Raw genomic sequence first — 16,259 nt, forward strand, 5'->3', positions numbered from 1 at the left:
GGCTCAAGGAATGGGGCAATTTGAATGAATTTTAATTTTGAAATTGATACAACATGGTGTTTAGAACAACTACTAAAAGATGGTCGTATTTTAGAGCGAGATAAGTTGCTCATTCAAACCCGACACCGCCAAAAAGATCAATTTAAATGGCATCCATTGCAGTGGATTGCTCATTTTGAATTGGTAGATCAAGTTCAACCTCAACATAAGTTAACACTGCAACGCTTATGTGAGTGGTTAGCATTAAAAACACAACTCCAATATTATGTGATTGACCCGCTTAAAGCAGATGTTGCAGCACTGACTCAGGTCATGTCACAAGAATATGCATTCAAAAATAAAATTCTAGCGGTGGAGGTGCATCCTGATCAGATCTTAATCGGTACAGATCAACCATTCTTGGATGATTGGGTTAAGAATTTAGAAAAGAGCTTAAGTCCTAAAAAAATTGTTAAGGTTTTACTGAATCCAGAGCAGTTACAACGTTACTTGATTGAATATTATCAAGTGAGCCGAGCAGTAAACTCTTCTCAATATTCAGGAGCTTACGACCGACAGAGCCGAGGTGTTGAATCCCTTTTACAATTGGGTGATAGTCAAAATCCTGATGCCAACGATCAGCACATCGTAAAATTAGTCGACTGGTTGCTTCAATTTGCCTTTGAACAGGGTGCGAGCGATATTCATCTTGAGCCTCGTGCGGAGAAAGGACGTGTTAGATTCCGTATCGATGGTGTGCTGCATACGATTTATAACATGCCCAGTAATACACTCACGGCAGTAATTTCTCGTATTAAAATTCTGGGGCGTATGAACGTTGCAGAAAAACGACGTCCTCAGGATGGGCGTTTAAAAACGCGTACACCTAAGGGTCAAGAAACTGAACTGCGTTTATCAACTCTGCCTACTGCAGCAGGCGAAAAAATGGTAATGCGAATTTTTGATCCTGAAGTATTAGTGAGGAGTTTCCAACAACTGGGTTTTGAAGGAAAACTGCTAGAACAATGGAATGCCATTACCAAAAATAGTCACGGTATCATTTTAGTGACAGGTCCAACTGGTTCAGGTAAAACCACAACCCTATATTCATCAATGAAACAACTTGCGACTGAGCAATTAAATGTTTGTACGATTGAAGATCCTATCGAGATGATAGAGCCGAGCTTTAATCAGATGCAGGTAAACCCTGCAATTGATCTTCTTTTTGCCGATGGTGTACGTGCCCTCATGCGCCAAGATCCAGACATTATCATGGTAGGGGAAATCCGAGACCAAGATACAGCGAATATGGCGATTCAAGCTGCGTTAACAGGTCATCTCGTACTTTCAACACTTCATACAAACGATGCACCTTCAAGCTTGACTCGTTTACATGATCTAGGGGTGCAGCCATTTTTAACAGCGGCAACAATCTTAGGGGTTTTGGCGCAAAGGCTAGTCAGAAAATTATGTTCTCATTGTAAAGAAAAACGGGAAATTAATGCTCAAGAATGGGAGCATCTGACCTATGGGTATTTAGTAAAGATGCCTGCTCAAGTGTATCATGCCAAAGGCTGTGAACATTGTCGTCACACAGGGTATAAGGGGCGGGTGGGTATATATGAATTTATGCCTGTGTCTCTAGAAACAAAACAAAAAATCAGTGCTAATCTTAATTTAGATGAATTACGTGCTCACGCAAAAAAAGAAGGTGTAGAGCCGTTGCGTATTGCGGGTGCTCGAAAAGTCCTTGAAGGGGTAACGACATTAGAAGAGGTGCTAAGAGTCGTACCACTAAGTTAATTGTCAAAGATTAATAAATATTCATATTTCTTAAGATTCGCTTCAGCTTTGTTTGTTTTAATAGCTTCATCGAAACAAACATCACTTGAAAAGGTATAGAAAATGAAAATGTTTAATCAAGCTTTAATTGCGACAGCTTTAGTCGGTGCAACTACATTTGCAATGGCTAATACGGCAGTGAACCAAAGTGCTGTTAATCATGCAGCCATTGCACCACAAGCAATTACGACTGTTAAAAGTGCTTTAACTGCCAAAGATGATACGCCAGTGAAATTAAAAGGCTATATTGTTAAGGCAACTGGTGATGAAAAATATCAATTCCGCGATAGCACAGGTGTGATCACGGTGGATATTGATGATGAACTTTGGCAAGGTAAACCAATCTCTGCAAAAACACCTGTTGTTTTAATTGGTGAAGTGGATATTGATTATAAGCCTGCTAAGCGTGTAGAAATTGATGTAGATCAAGTTCAATTTTAATGAGCTATTTACTGAATTGAGTATTTGATTTATGGCTTTTAAGTACTCAAACCAAAAAAACCACATTCTCCAGAAATGTGGTTTTTTTATGCATCTTTTTTTGAAAAACTTTATAGTGAATGAATTGTGGCTTAGTGAAGAGAGACATGCGTATATTATTAGCAGAAGATGATGTGTCACAAGCTGAAAGTATCAAAGCTTGGTTAGAAATGGATGGATATAGTGTTGATTGGGTCGAGCGTGGAGATCATGCGATATTAGCAATTGAGCAGCATCAATATGATTGTTTATTACTTGATCGTGGATTACCGAAAGCAACTGGTGATGACATTCTGACACATTTAAGAAAACACCAACACAATACACCAGTTATTTTTATTACAGCCCAAGACAGTATCCAAGATCGTGTTGGAGGACTTGATTTGGGGGCTAATGATTATCTAGTTAAACCATTCAGTTTAGATGAGCTCTCGGCGAGAGTGAGAGCACAATTACGTACTCAGCACAAAGGCACGTCTCAAATCCTAATGTATGGATCCGTGAGTTTGGACCCCCAAACCAAAGTTGTTAAATTGAATTCAGAAATTGTCAATCTCACAGCGAAAGAGTACCAAATTTTATATAAGTTGATGCAACATCCTGAACGTGTTGTGACACGTGAACAACTAGAAGAGTCCTTATATGCTTGGGGTGATGAAATCGAAAGTAATGCAGTTGAAGTTTTTATTTATCAGATTCGGAAAAAAATAGGCTCAACCATGATTAAAACGATTCGCGGATTAGGTTATAGAATGAATTTAGATCAGGCTTAAGGTAGAACAGCGTTGCATCAGCACCCTATTTCTTTACAACATCGTCTTGTTAAGTCTTCAATGCTCAGTTCGATGTTGGCGGGCGTTATCGCATTAATTCTTTTATTTGTGATCTCGCTTTACCAAAACATGCAGACCCATGACAATATGATGGATGAAATCGCCGATTTGATTTTGGTCAGTGATATTTCAAGTCATGTGGGAAATGAGTTAGATGATTTAAGTGAACAATTTGATATCAAATATGAATTAAAGCTCGATGAACTTATTTTGATTGAATCCCATGACCTTGCTTTCAATCAAATTGGTTCCAAGGTGTTTTTTCAGAATGATCACTTTGGTTTTGTTTGGCTAGAAGGACGATTATTTCGTTATTACAGTGAGCAAAGTGATCAGCAAATTCTAACTATGCTTCAACCCATGTCAGCGCGTGTTGATCAGTTATTCAAAAGTTTGCTGGGCTACGGTGGTGTTCTCATTATTTTATGGGGCATTCAATGGTTTATTCTACACTTTATTATACGACGTCAGTTTCGATCTATTCACCAACTTTCAAAATTAATATCGCAAAAGACTGTTAAGGATTTATCACCGATTACACCCTCAAAACCAGAACTAAAAGAACTACAACCTATTGTGCATCAAATAAACCAAATGATGGAGCGTTTAGATCGTGCAATTACTGCGGAACAACGCTTTACAGCAGATGCATCCCATGAATTAAGGTCGCCACTTTCAGCGATTCAAATGCGGTTACAACTTTTAAAACGAAAATACCAGTCTGATCATGAGGATTTGTCACAAGACTTAGAGCAGATTCTAAAAGATGTGAGTAGGGGCTCAAATATTTTAGAAAATTTACTTTTGTTGGCCAGACTTGATCCGTCTTCAACGCAAGATGTACCGATACAGTCCATAGATTTAGACCGTTTGACGAAAGAGGTTTTACATTCAGTACAACCTTTGAGCCAAGAAAAAAATATTCAGTTTAAAACTGAGTTAGGAAATCATGCGATTAAGGCAAATCCTGAGTTAATGTTTAGCTGCATTCGAAATTTAGTCGATAATGCAATCCGCTATACGCCACAGAATGGAATCGTTGATATTTTAATCAAACAAAATAATAATGAAATTCTATTTGTGATTGAAAATGAAGGTCACGGCATTGAGCAAACAGTGATTGATCGGCTGGGAGAAAGATTTTATCGTCAGTTAGGCACACGTACAACGGGCTCAGGATTAGGATTATCAATTTGCCGTAAAATTGTCGAATTACATCAAGCCGAGATTGTATTTAAGAAATCGAAGTTAGGTGGTTTAAAAGTTGAAATAAAATTTCATTAAAACCAATTGTCTATAAAGTTGAAGAAATAAAATTAAAGAAGCAGTATGCGCTGATTCATACTGCTTAGTTCCACGATTATTATTATCAAATTTTAGAATTTTTATTTTGTCAAAATGAGTCGATTATTTCGTGTGAGACGAAGGCGATATTCTTCTCCTGCATGCATGATGCGAATTTCTCTGCCTAGAGCAAATAGATTATTTGAGTGAAGCATTGGTAATGCTTGGTGGTTTTCGTTATTACGTGTGAATAAGCTAAATGGTGCGTTCATTCCTTGGACTCCGTGGTATGTGGTGAACGATTTAAATGATAATCATTATCGAATAGAGCTGTCAACGATAATTTTTCTCATTTATAAAAAAACATAAAATGCTTACAATTAAGCACTCATTTTTTGAAAGATAATCATGTCAAAAAAAACTCTTAATGTTTCTATAGCGTTGTTATTCCACAAAAATCAAGTTCTTGTCGGGTGGAGAGAAGTCTCTTTACATCAGGGGGATAAAGCTGAGTTTCCTGGAGGAAAAGTGGAGTTAGGTGAAACTCCTGAACAAGCTTGCAAGCGTGAAGTTCAAGAAGAGGTGGGAATTTTTCTAGATCATGTCTATTTATTCGATATTATTACGCATGAATATGAAGATCTAATCGTAAAATTGCACATTTATCAGGCTTATGTAGATCAGTCTCTACTAGATCATATTGAAAGTCCTTGGACATGGCATGATCGTTCAGCACTAACCATTTTGAATTTTCCTAAAGCCAATGATGCCATTGTTAAACGACTACTCTGGCCGAATAAAATTGCAATAAAAAATATAGATCGTCTCGATACAACCATTGATCTTAATCAAGTTAGCTATTTGAGAACTGAAAATGCTTTAGATTTTGCGCTGCAACTCAACCAGTATAATCAACTGGATCAGCTCATTATCAATCGTGATGTGTGGATGGGATTATCAGAATCAAATCAGAAAAAAGTATTTGCCGTACAATTTAAACATGATCAGTTGATGCAATTAAATTCTGATTCATTTATGGAGGAATGGAAGGGCATTAAACGCATCGCATCCTGTCATGACCATTCTAGTGTCAGTCGAGCTGTAGCGTTAGGTTTTGATGCAATATTTTTAAGTCCAGTACTGTGTACAACATCGCATCCTCAGCAAGCACCCTTAGGTTGGACGCAGTTTGAATTGTTATCAAAAGATATACATATACCAGTTTATGCGCTAGGCGGTATGAAGCCTGAATTATTAGATCAGGCCATACAACATGGAGCTTATGGAATTGCTGGTATTCGTGCTTTTTAAAGGCATTAAAAAAGCAAAACTCATGCTTACATCAAAATTTCTTGATTTGGTTTTGTGCTTCTTGGATGAGTTTTTGATTTTTTTGGAGTTGACCTGATTTCAAAATAATTTGCCAAAGTTGTCGCTTCATCGTTGCTGTTTGAGCATAACTGAGACCTCGTTTTGCCAATGATTCAGCATTTTTTGCCTCATTTTTTTGATTGGCAATCATCGCGAGATACATATAGGTCTCTGCAGATTGAGGGGCAAGTCTTTGTGCTTGGAGTGCGGCTTTCTCAGCTTCACTCCATTTTGCTTGACGAAATGCATGATGGGTTTGTTGCATTAGATTTTTAAATGCGGGAAGTTGGCGGCCATCATCGAATTTTTGAGTTGAGCTTTTCTGTTCAGGAATAACAATTTGTAATTGTTCCCGTTTAATCTTGGGTCGATCATAAGGCGTAATTTTAATACCATCGGCATCTTTTTGAGATGGTGTTGTTTTAGTCTCAGCTTGTTTAGGTTTCTGAGACGGTTGTGAGTTTTGAGGGGAGGTTAAAGTTTGGCAACCGCCTAAGAGTAATATGCTGGCGAATAGTACGCTAAAATTCAGTTTTGTCATTAACCTTAACTCCTCCTAAACTTATTTTAAGGATTATAACTTCCACTCGAAAGTACTCGAGTGGCATTCGTATTTAAATCCCGTTCCATTTCTGTTTCGCTCTCACGAATATATTGGTCGATGCTGTCTTCTGCTGGAATTTCTTCTGCATTCGTTTCAGGAACGTAAGTCGGCTCTACTTGGTAGTGTGGTAAGCCACATGCTGTTGCGCGACGAGGAACAGTATATTTAAGTATCGGTACATAGAGCGCACCTTGACAACCTTGTGCTGAAAGCTCACCGCTATTTGAGTCAATCCAATGCCACTGTACTTCATCAGGTTGACGTAAATTGACAGGTTTTTGCTTCAGTTGCTTCATTACGTTGGTCCACACGGGTAAAGCGCCAGATGAGCCCGTTAAGCCTGTCACTTTATTATCATCTAATCCAAGCCAGACAACTGCCAAATGATTACCTGAATACCCCGCGAACCACGAGTCCCTTGTATCATTGGTCGTACCTGATTTACCCGCTAGATTTAGATTCGGAGCGAGGCCGTTATAAGCAGCACGTCCTGTACCTGCCGACATCACACGTTGTAATCCGTAATTTAAAATATAAGCAGCCGATGGGTCGATCGTTTGTTGAACATTTAAACTGTAGCGATTAATGAGCTGCCCATTGGTATCAACAACTGTTCGGATAGATTTTGTAGGATATTTAAACCCTCCAGTTGCAAAGTTGCCATAAATATTCATGATTTCCATAGGCGACATTTCAACAGCCCCTAAGAAAATCGATGGGTAATTTGGAATAGGTGAAGTCACGCCAAACTTCATTAAATGATTGGTAAATGAAGAAAGTCCAAATTCTTGTCCTAAGCGAACTGTAGATAGGTTATACGAATTGGCTAAAGCTTGAACCATTGGGACGTAACCATACGAAGTTCCGCTATAATTTTTGGGTGTCCAAGTCTGATTGCGATCGACTGGCACACTAATTGGCGAGTCTTCGATTGCCGTCGCCCAGTTATAACGACCAGATTCCAAAGCAGTTAGGAAAATAACAGGTTTTAATAATGAGCCTACCTGACGTTTTGCATCAACTGCGCGGTTAAAACCTGTGAAGTCAGATACTGAACCTACGGCTGCAATCAATTCACCATTTTCAGGGTGAGAAACTAATACCGCGCCTTGAAGCTCTTTCAAGCGTGCAGGATTGGTCTTAGACAGTCTTGATACTGAATCTGTAAATGATTTTTGTACTTTGATTTGTGCGATTGGATCTAATGTGGTGAAAATTCGAAGACCTTGTTTCGTTAAATCGCTTTCTTGGTATTCTGTTTTGAGTTGACGACGAACGATGTCTAGGAAATCAGGGAAGCGAGCTGGGCCTAAAGTCGGTTTTTTAATCACGTTTAAAGGTTTAGCTGACTCAGTTTCATATTGCTCTTCAGTCAAATATCCCATGACTAACATATTGTTTAGAACAACATTACGGCGTTTTAATGCACTTTCAGGATTTCTCCAAGGATTGTATAAGCTAGGACCTTGAACGAGTCCGACAAGGAAAGCCTGTTGCGCTATACTCAATTCTCTAAGTGGTAAACCAAAATAAAATTGAGACGCTAAACCATAGCCATTGATCGAGTAATTACCATTTTGTCCTAAATTAACTTCATTCAAATATGCTTCCAGAATTTCATCTTTGTCATAATGAAACTCAAGCAACAAAGCCATAAAGGCTTCATTTACTTTACGTTTGATTGTACGTTCAGGGGTCAAATAAAAGTTTTTAACCAATTGCTGCGTGAGTGTAGAACCACCTTGACGCTTACCACCAGTAACGTTGCTTACAACTGCGCGTGCTGTACCACGAAACGAGACGCCGTGATGGTGATAGAAGTTACGGTCTTCAGTGGCAATAAGCGCTTGAATTAAAGGTTTAGGAACACGATTGAGTTTAATGAGAACACGGTCTTCGTTGTGTTGAGGGTAGATTCCCCCAACTAACATTGGTTCTAGACGGGCAATCCCCGTACTCGATGGTTTTGTTGCTTTAATCTCTGAAATTTGACTAGCGCCAAAACTGACTTGGAGGATTTGTTCTGGTTCTACACTATCACCAAAATCGAAACCACGCGTGTGGACATAAATGGTATTACCTTGAACCAAAAAATTACCTGGCTTGGTATAGTCTTCAGCGTTTTTATAACCCAACAGACCTAGCTCTTGAATGAAGTTTTGTTGCTCAACGGGTGCATTAGCATAAACTTCCAAGGGACGTGCATATACTTTCGCTGGAATATCCCAACGATTGCCTTCAAATTTATCGCGAATAATATTATCTAAACGGATTAGATAAATACTAAAAGCCACAAATGCAGAAATCACCAGCACTGAGAAAATCAATGCAATTAAGCCAATACCACGTTCAAACTTCATAGATCAAAAAGCAAAACTCTGTTTTATTGCGCTCATCATGCGAAGCTTTTTTATAATTTGCAATAATTAAACTGTGAATTTATGCCTTTTTTAGATAAATGTAATGATTTATCTAATTCAATATTAAGGAGAAAATTAAGATTTTAAGTTGGGGAAATGTGAAATTATTCGTGAAATTCATAACATGAAACAGGCTTGAAATATGTAAGTCACAGAATGATGATGATATGATACTCAACAATTCATCTGGAGCCGTAGCATACGTGCAACTTTCAGCAAAGTCATTTCGTAATATTGGATTAATTGGACGACCAGATAAATCATCTGTGGTTGAGACTTTAAGTCTAATTCATGACCATTTGATTAGTTTAGGTTTGCATCCAGTTTTTGATTCAGAAACCGCTAAATTGGTCCCTTATAAAAATTCGCAAACGGTCAGTCGAGCTTTATTGGGTGAAGTTACAGATTTGGTGATTGTCGTAGGTGGTGATGGTTCATTGCTTCAAGCGGCTAGATCTTTAGTGAAATACAATACTCCCGTCATCGGGGTAAACCGTGGGCGTTTAGGTTTCCTAACAGATATCAAACCGACAGAAGTGTTATTTAAATTAGATCAAGTCTTGAAAGGTGAGTTTCAGCTAGATCGCCGTTTTTTATTAGAAGTCGAAGTTCGTAGTAAAAATGAACTGATTTATGATGCAATAGCATTGAATGATGTGGTTCTGCATTCAGGTAAGTCAGTCCATATGATTGAGTTTGATCTTCATATTGATGGTCAATATGTTTATCGCCAACACAGTGATGGTTTGATTGTATCGACACCTACGGGTTCAACAGCATACGCACTTTCTGGTGGCGGTCCAATTTTGCACCCAAGTATGGATGCGATCGCGCTAGTGCCAATGCACCCGCATACGCTTTCTTCTCGTCCGATTGTGGTGGGTGGTCAAAGTGAAATTAAAATTCAAATTTGTAAGAATCGAGTGTTGCCAATGGTGAGTGCTGATGGGCAACACAGTGTTTCTTTAAATGAAGGTGATTGGTTGCATATTCGCAAACATCCTTTCAAACTTACTTTATTACATCCACCTGGATACGACTTTTATATGGCATGTCGTACCAAACTAGGATGGAATCAAGATTACGATTCATTTCATCAGCAGGACTAAACATGAATATTGAACAAATGTTATCAGTTTTGGATGCAGACATCGTTGCTCGTTTAAGAACTGCCGTTGAAATCGGTAAATGGCCAAACGGTGTAGCTTTAACTCAAGAGCAGCGTCAGATTTCAATGCAAGCAGTCATTGCTTGGGAAGCTAAAAATCTGCCAGAAACAGAAAGATCAGGGTATATTGATAAAGGTCATAAAGAGGAAGGTGATGAATGTGATTCACATGTTCCAGAGCCAGAATTTCAACCTATACGTTTTGTATAATCTTCTATGTTAAAAAAGACACCTGATAGTGTCTTTTTTTAATCCGAATTTAAACTCGATGACGTGACTGCCAGTATTCTTGAGCCAAGGTCTGTGCTTGTGTAAATGTTTCAGCCACATTCATAGTGTAGATTGCGATTGCCATAGTTTCAATAACAGCCACCTCTCCATAGCTATGGTGGGCATCACCTAACCATACGGCATTGAAAGTATCTAAGTTCAACTCTTCTTCAATTGCTGAACGATCAGCTGTGAGTTTCGGAAGTTCAAGCTCATACAGTTCACCGTCTCGTATACCGCAAATTAAGGTTTTTGCATCTGGGTTTCGTTCAAATTCACCGCCTTCACCTTTAATCACCGCACTGTTAACGTAACCTAATTTGGCAGCAGTCTGTTGATGAGAACTGCGATACGCAGGGTGAAATATCGCTTGCAAAGTGGCTTTGGCATTGAAGGGATTGATGAGTCGTGAAAGCGTATGAATGGGTGAGCGTAAGCCCATGATATTGCGTAATGCAATTAAATCACTCAAGGTAGGTGAAATGACTTCGAGTGGTATATAGGCAAAGTTATGCTGATTCAGTTCTGATGCCACTTCGTTTTCATTTTGACAAATGGTATAACCTAAATACTGTAAAACTTGTTCTGTATATAATCGATTGATGGTATGTCCAGAAGCCCCATGCATTACAATACGATGACCATGTTTTGCTAAGGTTAACGCCGATAAGATAAACCACGGATAGTGTTTGCGTTTCCCCGCGTAAGAAGACCAGTCTAGGTCGACATCAATAGCTCTAAATTTAAGTTGATCACGAGTCGCTTGCACAAAGCCAGCCAGTTCATCTACAGATTCTTCTTTCACTCGTAAAAGCATTAAAAAAGCACCCAGCTGAACGTCTAATACCTCATTTTTTAAAATCATCTCAAATGCTTGATAGGCTTCTTCATAGGTCAGTGATCGCGCACCATTTTTTCCTTTGCCAAGAATACGAACAAATTGCGCAAATGGATGTTCAAAGTCTTTATATAAATTACGTTTTGTATTCATGATCAATGCAGTTGGATGTTCTTAATGACATTGTAACGTGGAATGATGCTTCGAATAAAAGCTAAATATCAAATTCAATGATCAAGCATTATTTTTAGCTTTTGAGACTGACCAAATTGTATGAATTTTCAAGCGCTTTTGTCCATGACAACTGGAAAAAAACGGGATAGCATGAAAACTTATAAAAAAATGAAGTGTAAGGAACACAAGAATGTTGGCATATGATGCAGATTTAGAATTATTCCGTGATAATTTCAAACGTTTTATGAGTGAGCACGTTGCTCCTTATTATGAGCAGTGGGAACGCGAAGGAAAAATGCCACGTTCAGTGTGGAATGCACTTGGTGAAAATGGCTTCTTGTGCGTAGATGTTCCTGAAGAATATGGTGGTTATGGTGTTCCAACAGAATATTCTTTAATGTTGGTTGAAGAGTCGGCACGTGCAGGTTATAGCGCATTATCGACAGGTATTTCATGTCACTCAGAAATTGCAGCACCATATATTCTACATATCGCGAACGAAGAACAAAAAAAATACTGGTTGCCAAAAATGGTTTCTGGTGAAGTGGTCGGGGCAATTGGAATGACAGAGCCAGGTGCTGGTTCTGATTTACAAGCCATCCGTACGAATGCCATTTTGAATGGTAATCATTATGTTTTGAATGGCTCTAAAACTTTTATTTCAAATGGTCAGCATGCAGACTTGGTTGTGCTTGCCGTTAAAACAGATCCTCAGGCACGTGCTAAAGGCGTCTCACTTCTATTGGTTGATACTCATTTAGAAGGGTTTAAAAAAGGCACAAATCTCGACAAAATCGGTTTGCATTCCCAAGATACTTCGGAACTCTTTTTTGACAATGTCAAAGTTCCAGCTGATCAGCTTTTAGGTCAAGCGGGTCAGGGATTTGCATATTTGATGCAAGAATTACCACGTGAACGGACAGCGATTGCTGCGACAGCATTAGGAGCAATTCGAGGTTCAATCGATGTGACAGTTCAATATGTCCAAGAACGTCAGGCTTTTGGTCAAAAAATTGGACAATTCCAAAATTCTCGTTTTGTTTTAGCACAAGCGAAAATCGATGAACTGGCTACAGCCGCGTTTTATAATCAAAACCTAGCATTGTATAAAGAAGGGAAATTGGATGTTGAAACAGCAGCTGCATTAAAAAGTTTCAGTACAGATATGCAAATGAAAGTGGCGGATAATCTACTGCAACTCTTTGGTGGCTATGGCTATATGACGGAATATCCTATTTCACGCTTCTTTGTGGATGCACGTATTCAACGAATCTACGGCGGAACCAACGAAATCATGAAAGAAATCGTAGCACGTGGCATGCTAGGACGTTAATTTTTATCCGTATTTACATCTCGCTTGAGGAATACAAGCGAGATGTATTCGAATGTGTTTTCAATTTTAAAACTTATAGAACGAACTGATTTTAAAAAAAAAGATTAAAGCTATCCTATTCAATGTTCTTGTCTTTTTTCTAATTTATAGCGCGTATTGGATTGATGATTATTTCAACTGTATATTTTTAAGTCTTATTGCCATAAAGTTTGGTTGCTTAACATTTGAAAGCTAACTATTGTTATACTGTTTACATAACTGATTCTGTAAGGCGACATTACAATGATCAACGATGATCAAAACACGACGAATTCTTTAGACTTAGCTAAAATCCGCGAAGATATCGACTCAGTAGATCAACAACTCCAACAACTGATTAACCGTCGAGCACGACTTGCTGAAGCTGTAGCAAAAGCAAAATTTGCTTCTGAAGAAAATCCAATGTTTTATCGTCCTGAGCGTGAAGCACAAGTTTTGCGTAATGTGATGGAGCGTAATGAAGGTCCTTTATCTGACGTGACGATGGCGCGTTTGTTTAGAGAAATTATGTCTGCGTGTCTTGCTTTAGAAGCACCACAAAGCATTGCTTTCCTTGGTCCAGTAGGAACTTACACCCATTCGGCAGTACTGAAGCATTTTGGACATGATGCGGTTGTGCGCCCACTTCCTACAATTGATGAAGTGTTCCGTGAAGTCGAAGCAGGCAGTGCACATTATGGTTTAGTTCCTGTTGAGAACTCATCCGAAGGTGTGGTTAACCACACGCTTGATTGTTTTAAAGCGTCACATTTAAATGTGATTGGTGAAGTTGAATTACGTATTCATCATCAATTTTTGATTTCTTCAAATACGCGTAAAGACAGCATTAAACAAATCTATGCGCATCAACAAACTTTAGCTCAATGTCGTGGCTGGCTCGATGCTCATTATCCAGGTGTTGAACGTGTGGCTTTGAGTTCGAATGCTGAAGCTGCTCGCCGTATCCGTAATGAATGGCATTCTGCGGCAATCGCATCTGAAACAGCTGCGAGCTTATATGATTTAGAAATCTTACATAGCAATATTGAAGATAATCCAGAAAATACAACACGCTTCTTAGTTATTGGGCGTGAAAAAGTACCACAAAGTGGTAATGATAAAACTTCTTTATTGATCTCTGCACATGACCGTGCAGGTGCGTTATTAGAAATTTTAGCGCCGTTCGCTAAACATAACATTAGCTTGACCAGTATCGAAACAAGACCTGCTTTGCCTGAAAAATGGGCTTATGTATTCTTTATCGATTTAGAAGGGCATATCGAACAAGAGAACGTACGTGCGGCTGTCGAAGAAATTCGTCCATTAGTCAAAGAAATCCGTGTTCTTGGTTCATACCCAATTGCGGTACTTTAAAAAGAGTTGAAACTTAGATATGTCTCAACCTTTATTTAAAAAAGTTGCATTTATTGGGCTAGGATTGATTGGATCAAGTTTAGCACGTGTCATTCAAGCACATGGTCTTGCTGAAAATGTTGTGGCATCTACGCGATCTGTTCAAACGTTAGAAGATGCTAAAGCTTTAGGTTTGATTAGTGAAGGATATGCTGATGCCAAAGATGCAGTGGTTGATGCAGATTTAATTGTTCTTGCTTTACCCGTGAGAGCTACACAATCTGTATTGAACTCGATCAAATCTGTGATTACTCCTGATACTATAATTACAGATGTGGGCAGTACCAAAGGCAATGTGGTTGAGGCTGCAATTGCGGTTTTTGGTGAGCATTTACCCGCAGGTTTTGTTCCAGGGCATCCAATAGCTGGTGCTGAACATACTGGTGTTCATGCAGGTAAAGTAGATTTATTTGCTAACCACAAAGTGATATTAACGCCGTTAGCAACAAGTGCTGAGTGGGCAGTGCAAAAACTGATTCAGTTATGGCAAGCTGCTCAAGCTGAAGTAATTTGTATGGATGTGGAAAAGCATGATGAGGTGCTTGCGCATACAAGTCATCTGCCACATTTAATGGCATTCAATTTGGTTGAGCAACTTGCAAATCGTGAAGATAATCTGGACATTTTCCGTTATGCAGCAGGTGGTTTCAGAGACTTTTCTCGCATTGCGGCGAGTGATCCACAAATGTGGCATGACATATTCTTTGCCAATAAAAAAGCGATTTTGAATGCTGTTGATGGATTTGAGAACCAATTGGCTCATATTCGACAGCTCATTGAAAACGAAGATTCAAAAGCACTCATGGGATTGCTTGGACATGCTCAAGCAGCACGCCAACATTTTAACCATATGCTTGCCAAGAAACCTTTAATGGAGAACAAAACTGTGACACAGCAATTTACTATTCTGCCGGGTGCTAAATCATTTACTGGAAAATTTAGCGTGCCAGGTGACAAATCTGTGTCACACCGTTCAATCATGTTTGGTGCGATCGCTGAAGGTACAACACATGTTACTGGTTTCTTAGAAGGTGAAGATGCCTTAGCAACACTTCAAGCATTCCGTGATATGGGTGTAAATATTGAAGGTCCAAAAAATGGTGAAGTCACGATTCATGGTGTAGGAATGTATGGCCTTAAAGCTCCAGCAAGTGAGCTTTATATGGGTAACTCTGGGACTTCGATGCGTCTTCTGTCAGGGATGTTGTCTGCGCAAAAATTTGACTCAGTAATGACTGGTGATGCATCGTTGAGCAAACGTCCTATGGAACGTATTGCAAAGCCACTCCGTGAAATGGGTGCTCAAATTCAAACAACAGGTGAGCGTGGCACACCGCCAGTATCGATCACAGGTAATCAGCAACTTAAAGGTATTCATTACGATTTACCGATGGCTTCTGCACAAGTGAAGTCTGGCATTTTGCTCGCTGGTTTATGGGCAGAAGGTGTAACGTCGGTGACTGAGCCAGAACCTACACGTGATCACTCTGAGCGTATGTTACGTGCATTTGGGTATGATGTGAAAACTGAAGGTAACCGTATTTCTTTAAAAGGTGGTGGTAAGTTAGTTGGCACGAATATTCAAGTGCCTTCAGATATTTCATCTGCTGCGTTCTTTATGGTGGGTGCTGCCATTACTGAAAATTCAGATGTAACACTTGAGGCAGTGGGTATTAACCCTACTCGTACTGGTGTGATCGAAATTTTGAAGCAAATGGGGGCTGATATTTCAGTCGAGAATGAACGAATTGCAGGTGGTGAACCAATCGCTGATATTCGAATTCGTGGCACTCGTACTTTGAAAGGAATCCACATGCCTGAAGATCAAGTACCTTTAGCGATTGATGAATTCCCAGCATTATTTATTGCTGCAGCTTGTGCTGAAGGTCAAACAGTGTTAACTGGTGCAGCTGAACTTCGTGTAAAAGAGTCTGATCGAATCCAAGTGATGGCTGATGGATTGAAAACAATGGGTGTTGATTGTACGCCTACGGAAGACGGTATTATTATTGAAGGTAAAGGTAAGTCTGGTGATTGGTCTGCTATCTTTACAGGTGGTGAAATTGAGTCACATCATGATCATCGTATTGCCATGAGTTTCTCCATTGCGGGTCTGCGTACTTCAGGCGCAATTAAAATTGTGGGAACTGAAACCGTTGCAACAAGTTTCCCAACATTTACTCAACTCACTGAACAAGCGGGTTTATCTATTCAAGTTAGTGAATAATACGA

General features: G+C 39.2%; 14 protein-coding genes. 10 read left to right on the forward strand and 4 right to left on the reverse strand.

Annotated features, from left to right (window positions below):
• Window positions 1–24: 24 nt before the first annotated feature.
• The 4 genes from tfpB (at window position 25) to AC1M9M_RS06445 (ending at window position 4,418) form a co-directional block, all read left to right on the forward strand.
• Window positions 25–1,782 (forward strand): type IV pilus assembly ATPase TfpB, encoded by a 1,758-nt coding sequence (gene tfpB / locus AC1M9M_RS06430; RefSeq protein ID WP_481595915.1) that lies wholly within the window; start codon window positions 25–27, stop codon window positions 1,780–1,782.
• A gap of 108 nt (window positions 1,783–1,890) precedes the next feature.
• Window positions 1,891–2,262: a NirD/YgiW/YdeI family stress tolerance protein gene (locus AC1M9M_RS06435; protein WP_373683345.1), complete on the forward strand. Its 372-nt coding sequence runs from the start codon at window positions 1,891–1,893 to the stop codon at window positions 2,260–2,262.
• 146 nt (window positions 2,263–2,408) lie between these two features.
• Window positions 2,409–3,074: a response regulator transcription factor gene (locus tag AC1M9M_RS06440; protein WP_481591355.1), complete on the forward strand. Its 666-nt coding sequence runs from the start codon at window positions 2,409–2,411 to the stop codon at window positions 3,072–3,074.
• A gap of 60 nt (window positions 3,075–3,134) precedes the next feature.
• On the forward strand, window positions 3,135–4,418 hold the full coding sequence (locus tag AC1M9M_RS06445) for a sensor histidine kinase (protein ID WP_481595991.1): 1,284 nt from the start codon (window positions 3,135–3,137) through the stop codon (window positions 4,416–4,418).
• Window positions 4,419–4,519: 101 nt separating this feature from the next.
• On the opposite strand, the gene hemP is transcribed toward AC1M9M_RS06445, so the two are convergent.
• Entirely contained in the window at window positions 4,520–4,690 is a 171-nt protein-coding gene (gene hemP, locus AC1M9M_RS06450) for a hemin uptake protein HemP (RefSeq protein WP_035267337.1), read from the reverse strand.
• Window positions 4,691–4,826: 136 nt separating this feature from the next.
• Here hemP and AC1M9M_RS06455 point away from each other — a divergent pair, with 136 nt between their 5' ends.
• Window positions 4,827–5,729 (forward strand): thiamine phosphate synthase, encoded by a 903-nt coding sequence (locus tag AC1M9M_RS06455; RefSeq protein WP_481595916.1) that lies wholly within the window; start codon window positions 4,827–4,829, stop codon window positions 5,727–5,729.
• Window positions 5,730–5,760: 31 nt separating this feature from the next.
• On the opposite strand, the gene AC1M9M_RS06460 is transcribed toward AC1M9M_RS06455, so the two are convergent.
• Window positions 5,761–6,330: a tetratricopeptide repeat protein gene (locus tag AC1M9M_RS06460; RefSeq protein WP_481595917.1), complete on the reverse strand. Its 570-nt coding sequence runs from the start codon at window positions 6,328–6,330 to the stop codon at window positions 5,761–5,763.
• A gap of 26 nt (window positions 6,331–6,356) precedes the next feature.
• Window positions 6,357–8,753, reverse strand: coding sequence for a penicillin-binding protein 1B (gene mrcB, locus AC1M9M_RS06465; RefSeq protein WP_092767169.1), 2,397 nt, complete (start codon window positions 8,751–8,753; stop codon window positions 6,357–6,359).
• 227 nt (window positions 8,754–8,980) lie between these two features.
• On the opposite strand from mrcB, the gene AC1M9M_RS06470 reads away from it, so the two are divergent.
• Window positions 8,981–9,922, forward strand: a complete 942-nt coding sequence (locus tag AC1M9M_RS06470) for an NAD(+) kinase (protein WP_481595918.1) — start codon at window positions 8,981–8,983, stop codon at window positions 9,920–9,922.
• Between the two features lie 2 nt (window positions 9,923–9,924).
• On the forward strand, window positions 9,925–10,191 hold the full coding sequence (locus tag AC1M9M_RS06475) for a YeaC family protein (protein WP_035267325.1): 267 nt from the start codon (window positions 9,925–9,927) through the stop codon (window positions 10,189–10,191).
• A gap of 49 nt (window positions 10,192–10,240) precedes the next feature.
• On the opposite strand, the gene AC1M9M_RS06480 is transcribed toward AC1M9M_RS06475, so the two are convergent.
• A complete protein-coding gene (locus tag AC1M9M_RS06480) occupies window positions 10,241–11,242 on the reverse strand; it encodes a glycosyl transferase family protein (protein WP_180028570.1) in 1,002 nt (333 codons plus the stop codon).
• A 211-nt stretch (window positions 11,243–11,453) separates the two neighbouring features.
• On the opposite strand from AC1M9M_RS06480, the gene AC1M9M_RS06485 reads away from it, so the two are divergent.
• The 3 genes from AC1M9M_RS06485 (at window position 11,454) to AC1M9M_RS06495 (ending at window position 16,254) form a co-directional block, all read left to right on the forward strand.
• Window positions 11,454–12,596, forward strand: a complete 1,143-nt coding sequence (locus AC1M9M_RS06485; RefSeq protein WP_481588981.1) for an acyl-CoA dehydrogenase family protein — start codon at window positions 11,454–11,456, stop codon at window positions 12,594–12,596.
• Between the two features lie 282 nt (window positions 12,597–12,878).
• A complete protein-coding gene (gene pheA / locus AC1M9M_RS06490; protein WP_035267321.1) occupies window positions 12,879–13,988 on the forward strand; it encodes a prephenate dehydratase in 1,110 nt (369 codons plus the stop codon).
• 19 nt (window positions 13,989–14,007) lie between these two features.
• On the forward strand, window positions 14,008–16,254 hold the full coding sequence (locus tag AC1M9M_RS06495; RefSeq protein ID WP_481595919.1) for a bifunctional prephenate dehydrogenase/3-phosphoshikimate 1-carboxyvinyltransferase: 2,247 nt from the start codon (window positions 14,008–14,010) through the stop codon (window positions 16,252–16,254).
• Window positions 16,255–16,259 lie beyond the last annotated feature (5 nt).

Source organism: Acinetobacter sp. ANC_7503 (assembly GCF_056780035.1).